Genomic DNA, 16,292 nt, shown 5'->3' with positions numbered 1-16,292 from the left:
GGGGCCTACTTGGAATCCACGCGGCCTTGGGCGGCCGTCAGCGTCTCGCGCGCCGTGCGCCAGGCCGGGTCCCCCGGGTACAGCTCGCTGCGCAGGTAGGCCCAGGTGAGGTGCTGGACCACCGCCACCCGCTCGGGGCTCTCGTCCGTGGTCTCGGCGACGTCGTATCCGGAGACCCCGCCGAGCCCGTGCTCCCCGCCGAACAGGGTGAGCAGGGACTTGCGGCCGGGGGAGAGGGTGTAGGGGTCGGTGTGCCAGTCCGGGCCCGCGACCGTCAGATGCGCGGAGTCGTCCCGGTCGCCGGCGACCACCAGCGCCGGCGTGGTCATCTTCGAGAAGTCCGTGGTGGAGAAGAAGGGCCAGTTCTCGGTCACGAACGGGGTGAGGGCGTCGCCGCCCCGGCCGACCGGGGCGAGCAGGACGCCCGCCTTGATCCGGGGCTCGGTCAGGTCCACCTCCGTCCCGTCGTCGGGATCGGTGAGCCGGGCGCCCAGCAGCAGGCTCGCCGTGTGCCCGCCCATCGAGTGCCCGGCCACGGCGACCCTGTCCCGGTCCAGGCGCCCCGCGAGCTGCGGAACGGCGGCCTCTATCTCGTCGAGCCGGTCGAGGACCAGGGTCATGTCCTCGGCGCGGGACCGCCAGAACAGCGGTGCCCCGGGGGTGTCGGGGTCCAGGTTCAGGCTGCGGGAGCTCAGGTGCGTGGGCTGGACGACCGCGAAACCGTGCGCCGCCCAGTGGTGGGCGAGCGGGGCGTAGCCGTTCAGCGAGGAGAGGTGGTTCGAGTGGCCCTGGCCGTGCGACAGGAGGACGACCGGCAGATCGTCCCCGGTCAGGGGGGTCGAGACCCGCACCTGGAGATCCACGGGCCGGTCCGGGGTGGACAGGGTGACGGGGCCGACCGAGACGACGGGGGCGGGCGAGGGGTGGAGCGGGCGGGGGGTCGAGGTGCTCATGATGCGGTGCCTCCAAAAGCGGAACGTTGTCCCGTTTAATATACGGAACCGTGTCCCGTTTCCGCAAAGCATGGGATCGCGCCAACTCCCGTCCGGAAACAACTGCTTGCCCCTCCGTGCATCCGTACTAAGAATGCACATGACAAAACAGCGGGCGGCCGGAAGATCTCCGGTCGCCTCGTCGTAAGAGGGGACCCCCACATGAGAAAGCCTCTCGTCGCCGCGTTCACCGCCCTGGCCATCGCCGGGATCGGAGCGGCACCGGCCGTCGCGGCACCCGCGGCCAAGGCGGACACGAAGACGGACACCCAGGCGGCCGCACCCACGCTCCAGGCCGTCACCCTCGCCGGGACCGTCGCGCTCAGCAACTGTTCCGGATCGGTCATCCGCTTCCCGAACTCCCTGGACACCGACCCGGCGCTGGTGCTCAGCAACGGCCACTGCCTGACGTCCGGCTTCCTGGACCCGGGCGAGGTCCTCACCAACCAGACCTCCACCCGGACCTTCGGGCTGCTCAACTCCTCCGGCACCCGGGTCGCGACCCTGCGCGCCAGCAAGCTCGCCTACGCGACGATGACCGACACGGACGTGTCGATCTACCAGCTCACCAGCACGTACGCGACGATCAAGAGCTCGTACGGGATCTCCGCGCTGACCGTGCAGGACACCCACCCGACCGCCGGCACCGCCATCACCGTGGCCTCCGGCTACTGGAAGACCCTCTACAACTGCAGCATCGACGGGTTCGCGTACCGCCTCAAGGAGGGCGACTGGACCTGGAAGGACTCCGTCCGCTACACCTCGGCCTGCCAGACCATCGGCGGCACCTCCGGCTCGCCGGTCATCGACCAGTCCACCGGGAAGGTCGTCGCGGTCAACAACACCGGTAACGAGGACGGCGAGACCTGCACGGTCAACAACCCGTGCGAGGTGAGTGAGAGCGGGACCGTGACCGTGCGCGAGGGCATCAACTACGCGCAGGAGATCTATCAGATTCCGGCCTGCTTCACGACGGGGAACCAGCTCAATCTGAGTGCGAGTGCGTGCGTGCTCCCCAAGCCGTGATGCCCTGACTTCGGGTGCGGGTGCGTGGGGGCTGGTCGCGCAGTTCCCCGCGCCCCTAGCCCAGCTGTAGTGGCGTACGTCTGATCGCTCGGCCCGCCAGTGCGTCCGTTCGGCGGCCGTTCTCGATCACGAAGCGGCCGTCGATCAGGACGTGCGGGATGCCGGTGGGCAGGGTGCGCGGGGCGGCGTACGTCGCGCCCGCCGCCACCGTCGCCGGGTCGAACAGGACCAGGTCGGCGCGGTAGCCCTCGCGGACCAGGCCCCGGTCGGGCAGGCGGAGGCGGGCCGCCGGGCGGCCGGTCAGATGGGCCACGCACTCCTCCAGGGGCAGGACGCCCAGCTCCCGCACGTAGTGGCCGAGGTAGTGCGGGAAGGTGCCGTAGGCGCGCGGGTGCGGTTTGGCGCCGTGCAGGACGCCGTCCGAGCCACCGGTGTGGACGCGGTGGCGCATGATGGCCCGGACGTTCTCCTCGTGGCCCACGTGCTGGAGGATCGTGGGGCCGAGGCCGTCGTCGAGCAGCAGCCGGCGGGCCGTCTCCCAGGGGGCCTCGCCGCGCAGGGACGACGACTGGAGGACCGTACGGCCGACGAAGGCGCCCAGTGCCGGGTCGGTCACGCCGGAGATCTCGACGGTGTCCCAGTCGACCGGCACCCCGTGGCAGCCGTCCGCGCCGGTCACCTCCAGGTCGTGGCGGATCCGCTCGGCGGTGTCGTCGTCGGCGAGCCGGCGCAGGATCTCGCCGGGGCCGCCCTCGCTCGCCCAGCTCGGCAGCAGGGCCACGAGCGAGGTGCAGCCGGGCGTGTAGGGATAGGTGTCGAGCGTGAGGTCCGCGCCGGCGTCGAGCGCCTCGTCGAGGAGGGCCAGCAGGTCCGGCGCCCGCCCCTGGTTCACCCCGAAGTTCAGGGTGGCGTGGGTGAGGTGCAGGGCACAGTCCGCCTCCCCGGCCAGTTGCACCATCTCCGCGTACGCCTCCAGCGCACCCGCCCCGTAACTGCGGTGGTGGGGGCAGTAGTAGCCGCCGTGGCGGGCCACCACCCGGCACAGCTCGGCCAGTTCGGCGTTCCCGGCGTACATCCCGGGGGTGTAGGTCAGCCCCGACGACAGGCCGACCGCGCCCTGTTCCAGCCCCTCCGCCACCAGCTGCCGCATCCGGTCCAGCTCACGGGGCGTGGCCGGGCGGTCCTCCCAGCCGACGACGAGGGCGCGGACCGTGCCCTGCGGGACCAGGTAGGCCGCGTTCACCGCGATGCCCCGGTCGAGCCGGTCCAGGTACTCGCCCACCGAGCGCCAGTCGAAGTCGATGTCGTCGCCGGTGCCGTTCCAGCCGGCGATGGCCCGGCGGACCTCGCCCAGCGTGCGGTCGTCGACCGGGGCGTACGACAGCCCGTCCTGGCCCAGGACCTCCAGCGTCACCCCCTGCGCGGCCTTGGCGCTGTGGTCGGGGTCGCGCAGCAGGGCCAGGTCGCTGTGCGCGTGCATGTCGATGAAGCCGGGGGCGAGGACCAGCCCCTCCGCGTCCAGCTCCCGTACCGCCCTGGGCCGTTGACAGCCCGCCGCCGCGGCCTCCTGGACGATCGCGACGATCCTGCCGCCGTCGACCACCACGTCCGCGCGGTAGGAGTCCGCGCCGCTGCCGTCGACGACGTCCGCGTCCCGGATGACGAGGTCTTCCATGCCCGGCCCTCCCTCAGGGGAACGTACGGATGGATCAGAAGAAGGTACGGATGTACTCGACGACCGTGCCGTCCGCCCGCGCGACCGGGATCAGCGGCCACTTGTCGAACGAGGTGCACGGATGGGACAGTCCGAGCCCGACCCAGTCGCCGACCTCGACGTCCGCCTCCCCGGTGGTGCGCAGCCAGGCGTGCTGGTCGGACAGGGCGGTGACCGACACCCCGGTGGCCGGACGTTCCGCACCGTCGCGGCGGACCACCTGGGCGAACGGCAGGTCCAGGTCGTGGGCGGCGTCCCGCTTGCCCGCGTTGACGAACGCCTGCTCCGGGGTGGGCCGGGAGACGACCTGCGTCCACAGCCGGAACGCGGGCTCCAGGGCGCCCTCCTCCGGCACCCGGTTGAACGGGGTGAGCCGGCGGTAGTGACCGTCGTCGTGCGAGACGTACGCGCCGGAGCGCAGCAGCCTCAGCACCGGGGCGGAGAGCTCGGGGATCTCCGCGAACACCTCGGCGACCGTGTCGAACCAGGCGCTCCCGCCCGCGCTGACGACGATCTCCGCCACGCCCGCGAACCGCCCCGCCTTGTCGAAGTCGGCGGCGAGCGCCACCAGCCGGCGCAGCCAGGCCCGCACCCGCTCCTCGTCGGCCCGCGGCACCTCGCCCTCGTACCCCGCGACCCCCACCAGCCTGAGGGTCGTGGTGGCGGCCACCGCGTCCGCGACGGCCGCGCACTCCGCCTCCGTACGGACCCCGGTGCGGGCGCCCTCCCCGGCGGCGAGCTCGACGACGACGTCCAGGGGGCGGGCGGCCCCGGCGAGCGCCGCGTGCATCAGCTCCACCCCGCGCACGGAGTCGACGTAACAGACGAGCTGGAAGTCCGGGTCGGCGTCGAGCTGTCCGGAGATCCAGCGCAGGGCCGCCGGGTCCACCAGCTCGTTCGCGAGGAACACCCGCCCGACGCCGAACGCCCGCGCCACCCGGACCTGGTGCGGGACGGCGAGCGTGATGCCCCAGGCGCCGTAGTCGAGCTGCCGCCGGAAGAGCTGGGGTGCCATGGTCGTCTTGCCGTGCGGCGCGAACGCGAGACCGTGCCGGGTCGCGTACGTCTCCATCAGACGCAGATTGTGCTCCAGGCGCTCGGCGGAGAGGGCGAGCACCGGAGTGGTGAAGCCGTCGGTGAAGAGGTTGCGGCGCTGGGCGGTCAGCTCGGCGACGGTGAGGCCGTCGGCGTCCGGGGGGAGGCCTTTGAAGCGGTGGTCGACTGCTTCCTCCGCGAGGCGGGCGAGCGCTTCCGTACCGGGCACGAGGCCTCCCTGATCGAGCCTGTTGCACTCTCTGCAACAGGCGTTGCGTATATCGCTCACCGCTGTCTAACATCCACGCCAATGCCGGGTCAATGACGAGGAGCTGCGACCATCGTGACTGCCCCCGACGCCGTGGACGTCGTCGCGCTCGGCGAGTCCATGGTCACGTTCCTGCCCACCCGCCCCGGCCGACTCGCCGACGTCCCCTCCTTCGACCGGGCGATCGGCGGCGCGGAGTCCAACGTGGCGTGCGGGCTGGCCGCCGCCGGCCATGCCGTGAGGTGGGTCAGCCGGGTCGGGGCGGACGGGTTCGGCGATCACCTGGTCGCAGCGATCGGGGCGTACGGCGTCGATGTCTCGTCCGTCGGGCGTGATCGGTCCCGTCCGACGGGCGTGTACTTCCGTACGGCGGGGGACCGGGCCGGCACGGATCACGAGGTGGCGTACTACCGGGCGGGCTCGGCGGCCTCGGCGATGTCCACGGCCACGGTGGATCCGGCGGTGGTGCGGGCGGGGCGGGTGCTGCATCTTTCGGGGATCACGGCGGCGCTGTCCTCCGGCTGTCTCGAACTGCTGTGGGAGCTGACCGCACCTGGACCGGATCGCCCCCTGATCTCCTTCGACGTCAACCACCGCAGCGGTCTGTGGCCGACGGCCGAGGGGCCGAGGGTGCTGCTGGAGCTGGCGCGGCGGGCGGATCTCGTGTTCGTGGGGGAGGACGAGGCGGAGGAGGCGTGGGGGGTCACGGGAGGCCCTTCGGCTGTCCGGGAGGTGTTGCCCGAGCCGCCGGTCCTGGTGGTGAAGCGGGGAGAGGCGGGGGCTACCGCCTTCGTTTCGGGGGCGGGGAGCCGTGGGCCGGTCGCGCCCACGCCCCTGGGGTGGGATGACTCGCCTGGCATCTTTGTCCCCTCCGTCGCTGTCGACGTCGTGGCGAGCACCGGCGCCGGGGACGCCTTCGCCGCCGGGTTTCTGTCCGCGACCCTGCGGGGGCTCCCCCTCCGGGACCGGCTGCGCCACGGCCATCTCTGGGCCGCCGCCGCCCTCACCGTCCCCGGTGATCTCGCCGTACCCCCCTCCCGCGGCCACGCCGACCGGCTCGCCGCCCTCGACGACCACACGTGGGGGACACTTCGACTCGGTCCTGGCTGGACGCAAGCCGGGGCCGCCCCGGAGGAAGTATCCACCCCATGAGCCAGACCGTCGACCGAGCGCTGAGCATCCTGCCGCTGCTCGCCGAGGGCCCCGCCGATCTCGGCCAGGTCGCCGACCGCCTCGGCGTGCACAAGTCGACGGCCCTGCGGCTGCTGCGCACCCTCCATGAACACGGCCTGGTCTACCGCCAGTCCGACCAGCGCTACCGCCTCGGCGCCCGGCTCTTCGCCCTCGCCCAGGAGGCGATGGAGAACCTCGACATCCGCGAGATCGCCCACCCCCACCTCGTCCGCCTCAACGAACAGTGCGGGCACACCGTGCATCTCGCCGTGTACGAGGAGGGCGAGGTCCTCTACATCGACAAGGTCGAGAGCCGCTACCCGGTGCGGATGTACTCGCGGATCGGCAAGCCCGTGGCCATCACGGTCGCCGCCGTCGCCAAGCTGCTCCTCGCCGACCTCCCGGAGGCCGAGCGGCGCGCCGTCGCCGAGACGCTCGACTATCCGATGTACACGGCCCGTTCCACGCCCGGCGCCCCCGCGTTCCTGCGGGAGCTGGAGAAGGTGCGGGAACAGGGCTGGGCCACCGACCTCGGCGGTCACGAGGAGTCCATCAACTGCGTCGCCGCCCCGGTCCGGGGCGCGGACGGCCGGGTGGTCGCCGCGATGTCGGTCTCCGCGCCGAACGTCGTCGTCACCGCCGACGAACTCCTCGCCCTCCGCCCGCTGGTGCGCCGTACGGCGGACGCGATCAGCGGGGAGTACTCCGGCAGGACGCCGATCAAGGAAGCCATCCGATGAAGGAAGCAGTCCGATGACCGAGAAGACCGCGCTCACCCCGAAGACCCACACCGCGCCGCCCGCGAAGTTCTCCCACGGTGTGCGCAAGGGCAACATCCTCCAGGTCGCCGGCCAGGTCGGTTTCCTGCCCGCCGAGGAGGGCAGGCCCCCGACGCCCGCCGGGCCCACCCTGCGCGAGCAGACCCTCCAGACCCTCGCCAACGTCGAGGCGATCCTCCAGGAGGGCGGGGCGCGCTGGGAGGACGTGATGATGATCCGGGTCTATCTGACCGACGTGGACCACTTCGCGGAGATGAACGAGATCTACAACGCCTACTTCGCGGACCTCACCGAGGCCCCCGCCGCCCGCACCACCGTCTACGTCGGTCTCCCCGCCGGACTCCTCGTCGAGATCGACGCGCTCGCCGTGCTCGGCTGACACGGCCGGGTTGAGCGTGTTCGGGTGAGCCTCTCCCGGCCTCTCCCTTGTAGGCCTCCGGTAACGAAGTAGGGGCTGGCTGTGTCCGGCACAGGATCTTCGACCATACTTCGCGCTGTGGAGCAGCAGCGGATAGGTTCGAGCAGCAAGCCCCTGGAGGGCGCCGGGTTCGACCCGGCGTTCATCCCCGGACTGTCGTCGCCCGTCAAGGCTGAGCCGGAGGACGCGAAGCCGGCCGAGGAGGCCGAGGAGTCCGAGGAGACAGCCGAGGAGACGGCCGAGGAGACAGCCGAGGTCACGGAGCCGGCCGAGGCCGAGGAGACCCCGGCCGCCGAGGAGGCCTCCGCCGAGGAGGAGGCCTCCGACGGCCCCGTCTTCGAGGCCGCCGACCGCCGGGCGCGGATCACCGCCGACGCCCGGGGCGTCCGGCTCCGCCTCGACGAGGAGGCGTGCGAGTTCCGCTGGGACGAGATCGGCGCCGTCGAGACCGAGGCCCCGCGCTTCGGCAAGCGGTTCACCATCACGGTCCACACCCCTGACCGCCGCTGGTACCCGATCGAGATCGAGGCGACGGCCAGGTCCCGCTTCAAGGAGTGGGAGACGTCGTTGGACGAGGTCCTGGACGCCTACTTCGAAGAGGGCGACGACTAACTGCAGTACTGGGCGGCTTTACCGATCGACCGGTACATGCAGTCCGCGTTCTCCAGCAACTGCAACACCGCGTCCCGGTTCCGGGAGGTCTCCCGCTCGATCACCTCGTCGGGCGGGTAGAACCCACCCCCGGAGCTGGACGTCGGATACATCTCGAACGTGTACGAGAAGATCTTGTGCACGCCCCAGAGGTAGTCGTCGATCGTCCCGTCGGTGATGTACAGGTCGCTCGACTGCTCCGCGGTGTACCCGTTGCTGGCCGCCATCTTCTGCCCCACCGCCTTGAACGCGGCGTTGTCGTCGGCCGTCATCCCGGTCGCCGTGTCCGAGTACGTGTAGCCGAACGGCCACAGCACCAGCTCGCTGTAGGTGTGGAAGTCGACCCCGGCGGTGATCTGCTGCTTGCCGCCCACGACCCGGCTGCGGACGAAGTCGGAGACGACCTTCACCTCGGGTGCGGACTCGGCCGAGGCGCCCCGGTAGGTCTCGGAGGACGTGGAGCCGGAGGAGCCGCCGCAGCAGCCGAACTTGTAGTTCCAGTTCCGGTTGAGGTCCGTACCGACGTACGAGGAACCGGAGTTGGGCTGCCGGTTCTTGCGCCAGGAGCGGTAGGAGCCGGTGGCGATGTCGTACTCGCCGCCGTCCGGGTTGAGGTCGGGGATGATCCAGATCTCGCGCCCGTTGACCATGTTCGTCACCCGGGAGTCGGTGCCGTAGCCGGCGCCCAGTTCGCGGAGCAGATACAGGGCCATCTCGACGGTGAGGTGCTCACGGGCGTGCTGGTGATGCGTGAACAGCACCTCCGGCTCGGCCTCGTCGGTGCCGACGTTGTCGCTGATCTTGATGGCGACGATGTCCCGGCCGCCGTACGACTTGCCGATGACCTGCTTGCTCATGATGCTCGGGTAGGCCGCGATGCGCTGGTCGATCTCCGCGGTCATCTCGGCGTAGTTGTGGTACTTGGCGTCCGCCGTCGGGAAGTCGAACAGGCGCACCTCGTCCGCGGCGAGGCGGTCGGGTGCGGAGCCCACCGGGGTGACCTCGTACCCCTGGGAGCGCAGCTTGCTGATCTGGTCGGCGCGGCCGGAGACGACCACGGTCTCCTCGTCGGCCTCGTCGACGCTCACCCCGGCCCGGGCGATCGCGGTGCGGGTGACGGGGGTGTTGTGGTCGACGTGGATCTCGTACTGGCGGATGTCGTCGGCGGAGGGGGTGGCCTTCGGGGCGCTGTCGGCGGAGGCGTGGCCGGCCGTCGCCGAGATCGGGGCCGCGAGGGCGAGGGCGAGCAGGGTGGCGAGGGCGGCGGTGCGCCTGCCGCTGCGGGCGCGGGTGGCGCCGGCGCCTGAGCCGCGGATGCGAAGTCGCATGAACTCTCCTTGTGGGGAGTGGTCGTGGGGGGCGTGCTGTGCGCTTGCTGTGTGCGGCGGTGCGGTGTCGCACATGGTCCGGTGTTGGCATGGTCAGGTCAAGACAGCGCATGACGCCGCTGGCCTGAATCATGCGGAAAGGGACGAGCTGATCGGCGGCGCAGTGTACGCGTGGGCGTGTCGCGGCGAACGGACCTTGCGGAAGTGCACCCGTGGGGGTGAGGGCGAGGTGCATATATGTACCGCCCGGGGAAGCCTGAGGGTCCGCACGAACGCACCCCCAGAGGACTGGCCGATCATGGGCGGATCAGCGCCGCGCCGGGACTGCCACCTGCCGGTGGAGACGACCAGCTTCGTCGACCGGCGGAGCGAACTGGCCGAAGGGCGCGAACTCCTGGCCAGGGCGAGGCTGGTCACCCTGACGGGCCCCGGCGGAGTGGGCAAGACCCGCCTCGCCGGCCGGATCGCGGCCCGTGTCGCCCGCGCCTTCCCCGACGGCGTGCGCTTCGTCCATCTCTCCGGCCTGCACGACCCGGCCCTGGTCCCGCTGGCCGTGGCCGACGCGCTCGGCCTGCACGACCACTCCGGACGCCCGGCGCTGGACTCCCTCGTGGAGCGCGTACGGGACCGCCGGCTGCTCCTCGTCGTCGACAACTGCGAGCATCTGCCGACCGCCTGCGCCGCCCTCGCCGGCGCCCTGCTGCGCGGCACCACCGGCATCCGCGTCCTGGCCACCAGCCGCCACCGCCTCGGACTCACCGAGGAACACCTCATGGAGGTACGGACGCTGCCGGTACCCGACCCCGACGGCGACCTCACCGCCGCCGACGGCTACCCCGCCCTCGCCCTGTTCGCCGACCGCGCCGCCGCGGTGGTCCCCGGCTTCCGCCTCACCGCCGCCAACCGCTCCGCCGTCGCCCGCCTCTGCCGCCGCCTCGACGGACTCCCGCTCGCCATCGAACTCGCCGCCGTCCGGATGCGCGTCCTCGACGTCCACCAGCTCCTCGCCCGCCTCGACGACCGCTACCGCCTCCTCACCGGCGGCAGCCCCGCCGTACTGCCCCGCCACCAGACCCTCAGGGCGGCCGTCGACTGGAGCCATGAGCTGTGCGACGCGCGGGAGCAGGCGGTGTGGGCGCGGTTGTCGGTACTGGCGGGGAGCTTCGACCTCGCGGCCGCCGAAGCGGTGTGCGGTGCGGTGGTCGCGGGGGGATCTGCCCCCCGGGCCCCCCGTGTCGGCCCTGAACGGGCCTCGTCCTCAATCGCCGGACGGGCTCGGTGCACCGACGTTCTCGAAGCCGTCGCCGGGCTCGTCGACAAGTCCGTCCTGTGCCGTGAGGTCGCTCCCGACGGCGCGCTGCGCTACCGGCTGCTCGACACCCTGCGGCACTACGGGCTGGAGCGGCTGCGGGAGACGCCGGGGGAGGAACGGGCCGCCCGGGTCCGGCACCGGGACTGGGCGCAGGAGCTGGCCGCCGCCTGCGAGCGGGAGTGGTTCGGGGCCGGGCAGCCCGGGATCGTCGCCCGGCTGCGCGCCGACCGGGACAACCTCCGCGCCGCCCTGGACTTCTGCCTCACCACCCCCGGCGAGGCCCATGCCGGGCTGCGGCTGGCCGGCACCCTGTGGTTCCACTGGCATGCCTGCGGAGCCCCCCGCGAAGGCCGGTACTGGCTCGACCGCGCCCTCGACGCCAACCCCGACCCCAGCCCCGAACGGGCCCGTGCCCTGTGGACGGCGGGCCTGCTCGCCGGCTGCCCGGAGGACCTCACCCGGGGCCGCCGCCGCGCCGAGGAGGCCCGAGCCCTCGCCCGGCGCCTGGGCGACCCGGCCGAGGCCGCCCACGCCGACTACGTCATCGGTGTCGTCCGGCTGTTCAGCGACGACATCCCCGGCGCCCTCGCCCACTTCCGCGCCGCCGTGGCCCGCGGCCGCGCCCCCGGCCAGCACCTCGGCCTCCTCGGCCTGGACCACGTCGAACTCGCCTGCGCCCTCGCCTTCCTGGGCCGGGCCGACGAGGCCATCGAGGTGTGCGAGGAGATCCGCCGGCTCTGCGCGGAACACGGCGAGCAGTGGGTGCTGTCGTACGGGGAACGCATCCTCGCCCTCGCCCACGCCGTGAAGGGGGACGCCGAGCGGGCGGAGGCGCACGCCCGTGAGGCGCTGCGGCTCAAGCTCGCGGTCCACGACGTCGTCGGCATCGGCCTCACCCTCGATCTGCTGGCCCGGATCGCCGCCGACCGGGGCGCCCACCGCCGGGCGGCCCTCGTGCTCGGCGGCGCCGACCGGGCCTGGACCGACGTGGACCGGGACCGCTGGGGCGCGGCCTGCCTCAACGCCACCCGCCGCGCCGCCGAGGACCGGGTCCGCGAGGCGATCGGGGCCGCCGCCTACCGCCGGGCCTACGACCGGGGCGCCGCCCTCGCCCTGCCCGAACTCGCCGCCCACGTCCTGGGCGACACGGGGGACGACACCGGGTTCGCCCGCCCCGACGGACCCGCCGAGGAGCCGCCCGCCGCCACCGTCCGCCTGACCCGACGCGAGGCCCAGGTCGCCGCACTCGTCGCCGAGGGACTCGCCAACCAGCAGATCGCCGACCGACTGGTGATCGCCCGTCGCACCGCCGAAGGACATGTCGAACGCATCCTCAGCAAGCTCGGGTTCAGCAACCGCAGCCAGATCGCCGCCTGGGTGGCCGCCCAGCGCTGACCGGCCCACCGCGCCACCCCCGCACCCACCCGACCCACCCCACCGACCCACCCCACCGATCCACGAGGGACCCATGACCGCTCCGTCTTCGCCCTCCCCGTCCCCCTCTTCCCCCTCTTCCCCCACTTCTCCCTCTCCGGCCCCGTGCGGTGCGTTCGACCACCGCATGTCCGTCTTCGGCACCGCCGAGGGCTTCCTCGCCGATGCCGTGCCCTTCCTCGCCGAGGGGCTCGCCGCCCCCGACGAGCCGCCGCCGATGGCGATCCTCGCCCCCGACCGGCTGGAGCTGCTGCGCGACGCCCTCGGCGCCGACGCCCGCCGCATCGGCTTCCTCCCGCACACCGACTGGTACACCGGCTCCGCGGCCAACGCCGTCGCCCGCGCCGCCGCCCACCTCGCCGGACACGGCGGCCCCGGCGGCCGGATGCACCTGCTCATGGAACCGGTGTGGAACGGCCGCGCCGGCCGCTCCCCGCGCGAGAGCGCCGAGTGGATCCGCTACGAGGCCCTCGCCAACCTCCTCTTCGCCTCCACCGCGACCACCGCGATGTGCGTCTACGACACCCGTACCGCGGGCGCGGTCCTCATCGAGGCGGCCCGCCGCGCCCACCCCGGCACGGGCGTGTACGAGGACCCGGTCCGCATCGCCGCCGAGCTGGACGCCGTACCCCTGCCGCCGGTCCCGTCCGACGCGCGGCGGCTCTCCGAACCGGCGCCCGAGGCGGTGCACGCCTGGGCCGCCGGGCGCGGGCTGGGCGGCGCCGACGCGGAGACGTTCACCACGGCCGTCACCGAGGCCGCCACCCTCGGCCGGGTCACCGGCGCGGTCCTGTGGGGCGAGGCGCCCGGCTGTGTCTGCGAACTCCTGCTGGCCGAACGGATCGACGACCCGCTCATCGGTTTCGTCCCGCCCCGGGCCGCCGGTCCGGCACCCGGGCAGGGGCTCTGGTACGCCCGTCAGGTGTGCGCGTACGTCGACGTCCGCGACGCCGGGGGCGAGGGCACGGCCGTACGGTTGCAGTACGCGTGAGCCCACCCGTGTGAGCGGTGCGGGTACGGAATCGGGTAGTCCTCCCCGTACGGGAAAAGCCCGGGGAGGACATCCTGAGGCCATGGCCATGCTGCGACTCTCCGGCGGAGGACCCCGCCCGGAACCCGCTCCTCGCTACGGCGCCCATCCCCAGCCGCCGATGGGCGCCGGCCACTGGAGCGCCGAGTACGAACCCCGGCCCGCCGTCGTGCGGGAGGCACGGGCACAGGTCCGCGGACAGCTGGAGGGGTGGGGGCTCGCGGAGCGCGGCGATCTGGCCGACACGGCCGAGCTGCTCGTCAGCGAGCTGGCCACCCATGCGCTGCTCCGGTCGGGGAGCCGTTTCCGGCTCACGCTGACGGCCGCGCACGGGGTGCTGCGGTGCGAGGTGGCGGACCGGGGGGCGTGCGGGCCCGAGGAGGGCGAGTGCTGCGGGGCGGACGGCGGGCGGGGGCTGTTCCTGGTGGACGCGCTGGCCCGGCGGTGGGGATGCCGGCCGGAGGAGGCGGGGAGGATCTCTTGGTTCGAGCTGGAGACGTGCCCCTTCGGGCACTGAAGTGATTGCGCAGGGCAAGCTTGAGTTTCTCAAGCTTGAGTTTGGCAAGTACCTCTCCTAGGCTCGTGCTCCCCTAGGAGAGGTGCCCCGCCGTGGCCGTGACCGAGCTGGACGACAAGACCGCCCTCGTGCTGATCGACCTTCAGGCGGGCACGCTCGCCGCCCCGACCACGCCGTACCCGGCGGCCGACGTGGTCGCCCGGGCCGCCGCGCTCGCCGACGGCTTCCGGGCCGCCGGCGCCCCCGTGATTCTCGTCCGCATGGCCACCTCGCCCGACGGCGCCGACGCCGTGCCCGGCCGCAGCGAGGCCGCCCGGCTGGCCGGCGGCCGCTCCCGCCCCTACGACCTCGGCCCGATCGCCGAACCGCTCACCGGCCACGACGGGGACCTCCACGTCACCAAGCGGAACTGGGGCGCCTTCCTCGGCACCGACCTGGACCTCCAGCTGCGCCGCCGCGGCATCACCCAGATCGTCCTCGGCGGCATCGCCACCAGCCTCGGCGTCGAGTCGACCGCCCGCGCCGCCCATGAGCACGGCTACCACGTCACGTTCGCCGTCGACGCGATGACCGACATCGACGAGGACGCCCACCGGCACAGCGTGTCGTACCTCTTCCCGCTGATCGGCGAGCCGGGGACGACGGAGGAGATCCTGGCGCTGCTCAAGGGCTGACCGTGTCGGTCAGCCACTGCGGGCTGAGCGCGATCCTCCGCAGATCGCCCAGGGTGAGGGCGGGCGCCTCGCGGGTCGCGGGCTTGTTCTGGTCGCCGGTGTTGAAGGCGCTGATCACGACCCGCAGCCCGCTCTTGCGCAGGGTGTCCGCCGTCCACATCACGACCCCCGCCCCGCCCTTCTCACCGGGCGCCTGACGGACCGTGACCAGGGTGCCGTCCGCGAGGGTCTCCGCGTCGGAGCCGAAGAGCTCGTCGGCGACGTCGGACATCCCGGGCTGCACATTGACCTGGACGAGGCTGCGGCCCTTGCCGTCGTCGACGACGAAATACCCGTACCCGGTCTCCTCGCTGCCGCTGGAGACGACGGCGGCCCTCTCGGGCAGCAGCAGCTTGAGCTTGCGCAGGATCGTCGGGCCGGACAGCTCCCCCGGACGGGTGGGGGCACCGGCCGCGGCGCTCGGCGTCCGCTCCTGCGGCAGGGCCTCGATGATCGCGCGCCACTCGGTGGCCGAGGCCAGCGCCTTCAGCTGCTTCGGGCCGAGGGGCGGATCCGTCCGGGTGATCGGCTTTCCCTTCTCCGCCGGGGAGTTCCACTCGGTGACGCTGACGCGCAGGCCGTCCGGGGTGACGAGATCGGCGCCCCACGCCTTGGTGTCGACCCGCCGGTCGGGATACTCGTACCCCTGGTAGACCGTGATCGCGGAGCCGTCGGGCAGGCTCTCCGTCGTGCAGCTGTCGAAGCCCGACTGCGCGCCCTCGGGGCACGGCATCACCTCGGCGGAGGGATTGATGTTCCGCCCGCTCGGTGTGATCCGCTCCAGCCCCACGGAGAGGGACCCCTCGCCCTGTCCGTCGTCGAACACCCCCACCGCGAGCGGCGGCAGCTCCTCGTCGGTGCCGCGCGCCGCCGTGCTGGTGAACCTGCCCCGGGGGAGCAGCTTCTGGAGGGTGCGCACGACGTCGTCGGCGGAGTAGGTGCGCGCCGGCGCGGGTGTGCCGCTGCCGGCGACCGACGAGGGGTGCGGGGCGGGCGTGCCGTGCCAGGGCACGAGCAGCGCGCCGCCCACCCCGACGAGCGCGAGGCTCGCCGCGCTGCCCGCGACCGCGGCCCGGCGCTGCAACTGGAGCCGCCGGCCACGCCGGGCACCTGCGGCGGCGAGTTCGGTGCGCGGGGCGTCGAAGGTGCCGCCGGCCTCGTGCAGTGCGGCGGAGAGCCGGTCCTCGAACGGGCCGGTGTGCTGGTCTGCGGGCATGGTGAACCACCGTTTCCACGGGCTGGAGATGACGTCGGGTGGGTGGGTGAAGGTGGGGTCGGGTGTGATCAGGCGCGGTCGGGCGCGGTCAGGGGCGGTCAGGGGCGTACGTACTCGCCGATGTCCTCGCCCAGCAGCTCCCGCAGCCGTCCCAGCGCCCGCGAGCACCGGGTCCGTACGGCCGCCGAGCTGGCGTTGAGGGCACTGGCGGTCTCCTCGATCGACCGGTCCTCCCAGTACCGCAGCACCACCACGGCCCGGTCCTTCGCGGGCAGCCGGCCGAGGGCCTGGAGCAGGGTGAGCCGCAGCGGCGTGTCGGTGCCGCCGCCGTCCGGCAGGTCGGGGAACGCCTCCACGGCCCGCTCCCGGCTGCTGCGTCTGCGCCGGTGGGCGAGGAAGGTACGGGTCAGGACGGTCTGCGCGTACGCCGCCGGGTTGTCCGCCCGGGATACCCGGCCCCAGCGGACGTACAGCCTGCCGAGGGTCTCCTGCACCAGATCCTCGGCGAGATGGGTGTCCCCGGCGGTGAGCAGACACGCGGACCGGTAGAGATGCCCGGTGCGCGCCGCCGCGAACTCGGCGTACTCGTCCGCACGGACCTTCCTCATACGCGTCCCCCCTGTGGTGTGCCGTCCTCACCTCATCGATGCGGTGGGACGGGAGAAATGTTTCAGGGGGGACCGAAA

General features: G+C 72.9%; 15 protein-coding genes. 9 read left to right on the top strand and 6 right to left on the bottom strand.

The features are described 5' to 3' along the window. Positions 1-5: 5 nt before the first annotated feature. Positions 6-953, bottom strand: coding sequence for a chlorophyllase (locus tag ABZ490_RS35425; RefSeq protein ID WP_358999697.1), 948 nt, complete (start codon positions 951-953; stop codon positions 6-8). A 201-nt stretch (positions 954-1,154) separates the two neighbouring features. Here ABZ490_RS35425 and ABZ490_RS35420 point away from each other — a divergent pair, with 201 nt between their 5' ends. Then, positions 1,155-2,018 (top strand): serine protease, encoded by an 864-nt coding sequence (locus ABZ490_RS35420; RefSeq protein ID WP_358999695.1) that lies wholly within the window; start codon positions 1,155-1,157, stop codon positions 2,016-2,018. Between the two features lie 55 nt (positions 2,019-2,073). Here the strand turns inward: ABZ490_RS35420 and ABZ490_RS35415 are convergent, their stop codons facing one another. Next, positions 2,074-3,693: a D-aminoacylase gene (locus ABZ490_RS35415; RefSeq protein WP_358999692.1), complete on the bottom strand. Its 1,620-nt coding sequence runs from the start codon at positions 3,691-3,693 to the stop codon at positions 2,074-2,076. A gap of 34 nt (positions 3,694-3,727) precedes the next feature. Further along, positions 3,728-4,996, bottom strand: coding sequence for an amino acid deaminase (locus ABZ490_RS35410; protein WP_358999689.1), 1,269 nt, complete (start codon positions 4,994-4,996; stop codon positions 3,728-3,730). Between the two features lie 114 nt (positions 4,997-5,110). On the opposite strand from ABZ490_RS35410, the gene ABZ490_RS35405 reads away from it, so the two are divergent. From ABZ490_RS35405 to ABZ490_RS35390, 4 genes are all read left to right on the top strand, one after another. Then, positions 5,111-6,187 carry a sugar kinase gene (locus ABZ490_RS35405; protein ID WP_358999687.1) on the top strand — a complete coding sequence of 359 codons (1,077 nt, stop codon included), beginning with the start codon at positions 5,111-5,113 and terminating at the stop codon, positions 6,185-6,187. Further along, positions 6,184-6,948, top strand: a complete 765-nt coding sequence (locus tag ABZ490_RS35400; RefSeq protein ID WP_358999684.1) for an IclR family transcriptional regulator — start codon at positions 6,184-6,186, stop codon at positions 6,946-6,948. The genes ABZ490_RS35405 and ABZ490_RS35400 overlap by 4 nt, the downstream gene beginning before the upstream one ends. A 13-nt stretch (positions 6,949-6,961) precedes the next feature. Further along, entirely contained in the window at positions 6,962-7,366 is a 405-nt protein-coding gene (locus ABZ490_RS35395) for a RidA family protein (RefSeq protein ID WP_358999681.1), read from the top strand. Between the two features lie 117 nt (positions 7,367-7,483). After that, positions 7,484-8,017, top strand: a complete 534-nt coding sequence (locus tag ABZ490_RS35390; protein ID WP_358999678.1) for a hypothetical protein — start codon at positions 7,484-7,486, stop codon at positions 8,015-8,017. On the opposite strand, the gene ABZ490_RS35385 is transcribed toward ABZ490_RS35390, so the two are convergent. Continuing rightward, positions 8,014-9,384: a M14 family metallopeptidase gene (locus ABZ490_RS35385; RefSeq protein WP_358999676.1), complete on the bottom strand. Its 1,371-nt coding sequence runs from the start codon at positions 9,382-9,384 to the stop codon at positions 8,014-8,016. The two genes, ABZ490_RS35390 and ABZ490_RS35385, sit on opposite strands and share 4 nt — an antisense overlap. A gap of 298 nt (positions 9,385-9,682) precedes the next feature. Here ABZ490_RS35385 and ABZ490_RS35380 point away from each other — a divergent pair, with 298 nt between their 5' ends. The 4 genes from ABZ490_RS35380 to ABZ490_RS35365 all read left to right on the top strand — a co-directional run bounded on the left by ABZ490_RS35380 (position 9,683) and on the right by ABZ490_RS35365 (position 14,351). Further along, a complete protein-coding gene (locus tag ABZ490_RS35380; RefSeq protein WP_358999673.1) occupies positions 9,683-12,091 on the top strand; it encodes a LuxR C-terminal-related transcriptional regulator in 2,409 nt (802 codons plus the stop codon). A gap of 166 nt (positions 12,092-12,257) precedes the next feature. Then, positions 12,258-13,121: an MEDS domain-containing protein gene (locus ABZ490_RS35375; RefSeq protein ID WP_358999670.1), complete on the top strand. Its 864-nt coding sequence runs from the start codon at positions 12,258-12,260 to the stop codon at positions 13,119-13,121. An 82-nt stretch (positions 13,122-13,203) separates the two neighbouring features. Then, positions 13,204-13,677 carry an ATP-binding protein gene (locus ABZ490_RS35370; RefSeq protein ID WP_358999668.1) on the top strand — a complete coding sequence of 158 codons (474 nt, stop codon included), beginning with the start codon at positions 13,204-13,206 and terminating at the stop codon, positions 13,675-13,677. A gap of 92 nt (positions 13,678-13,769) precedes the next feature. Further along, positions 13,770-14,351 (top strand): isochorismatase family protein, encoded by a 582-nt coding sequence (locus tag ABZ490_RS35365; protein ID WP_358999665.1) that lies wholly within the window; start codon positions 13,770-13,772, stop codon positions 14,349-14,351. On the opposite strand, the gene ABZ490_RS35360 is transcribed toward ABZ490_RS35365, so the two are convergent. After that, entirely contained in the window at positions 14,341-15,606 is a 1,266-nt protein-coding gene (locus ABZ490_RS35360) for a hypothetical protein (protein WP_358999662.1), read from the bottom strand. The two genes, ABZ490_RS35365 and ABZ490_RS35360, sit on opposite strands and share 11 nt — an antisense overlap. A gap of 98 nt (positions 15,607-15,704) precedes the next feature. Next, positions 15,705-16,214, bottom strand: coding sequence for a SigE family RNA polymerase sigma factor (locus tag ABZ490_RS35355; protein WP_358999659.1), 510 nt, complete (start codon positions 16,212-16,214; stop codon positions 15,705-15,707). Between the last annotated feature and the right edge of the window lie 78 nt (positions 16,215-16,292).

Source organism: Streptomyces sp. NPDC005811 (genome assembly GCF_040630405.1).
In the GTDB taxonomy this organism is placed as follows: Bacteria; Actinomycetota; Actinomycetes; order Streptomycetales; family Streptomycetaceae; genus Streptomyces.
This window is presented reverse-complemented; position numbering and strand designations above follow the sequence as displayed.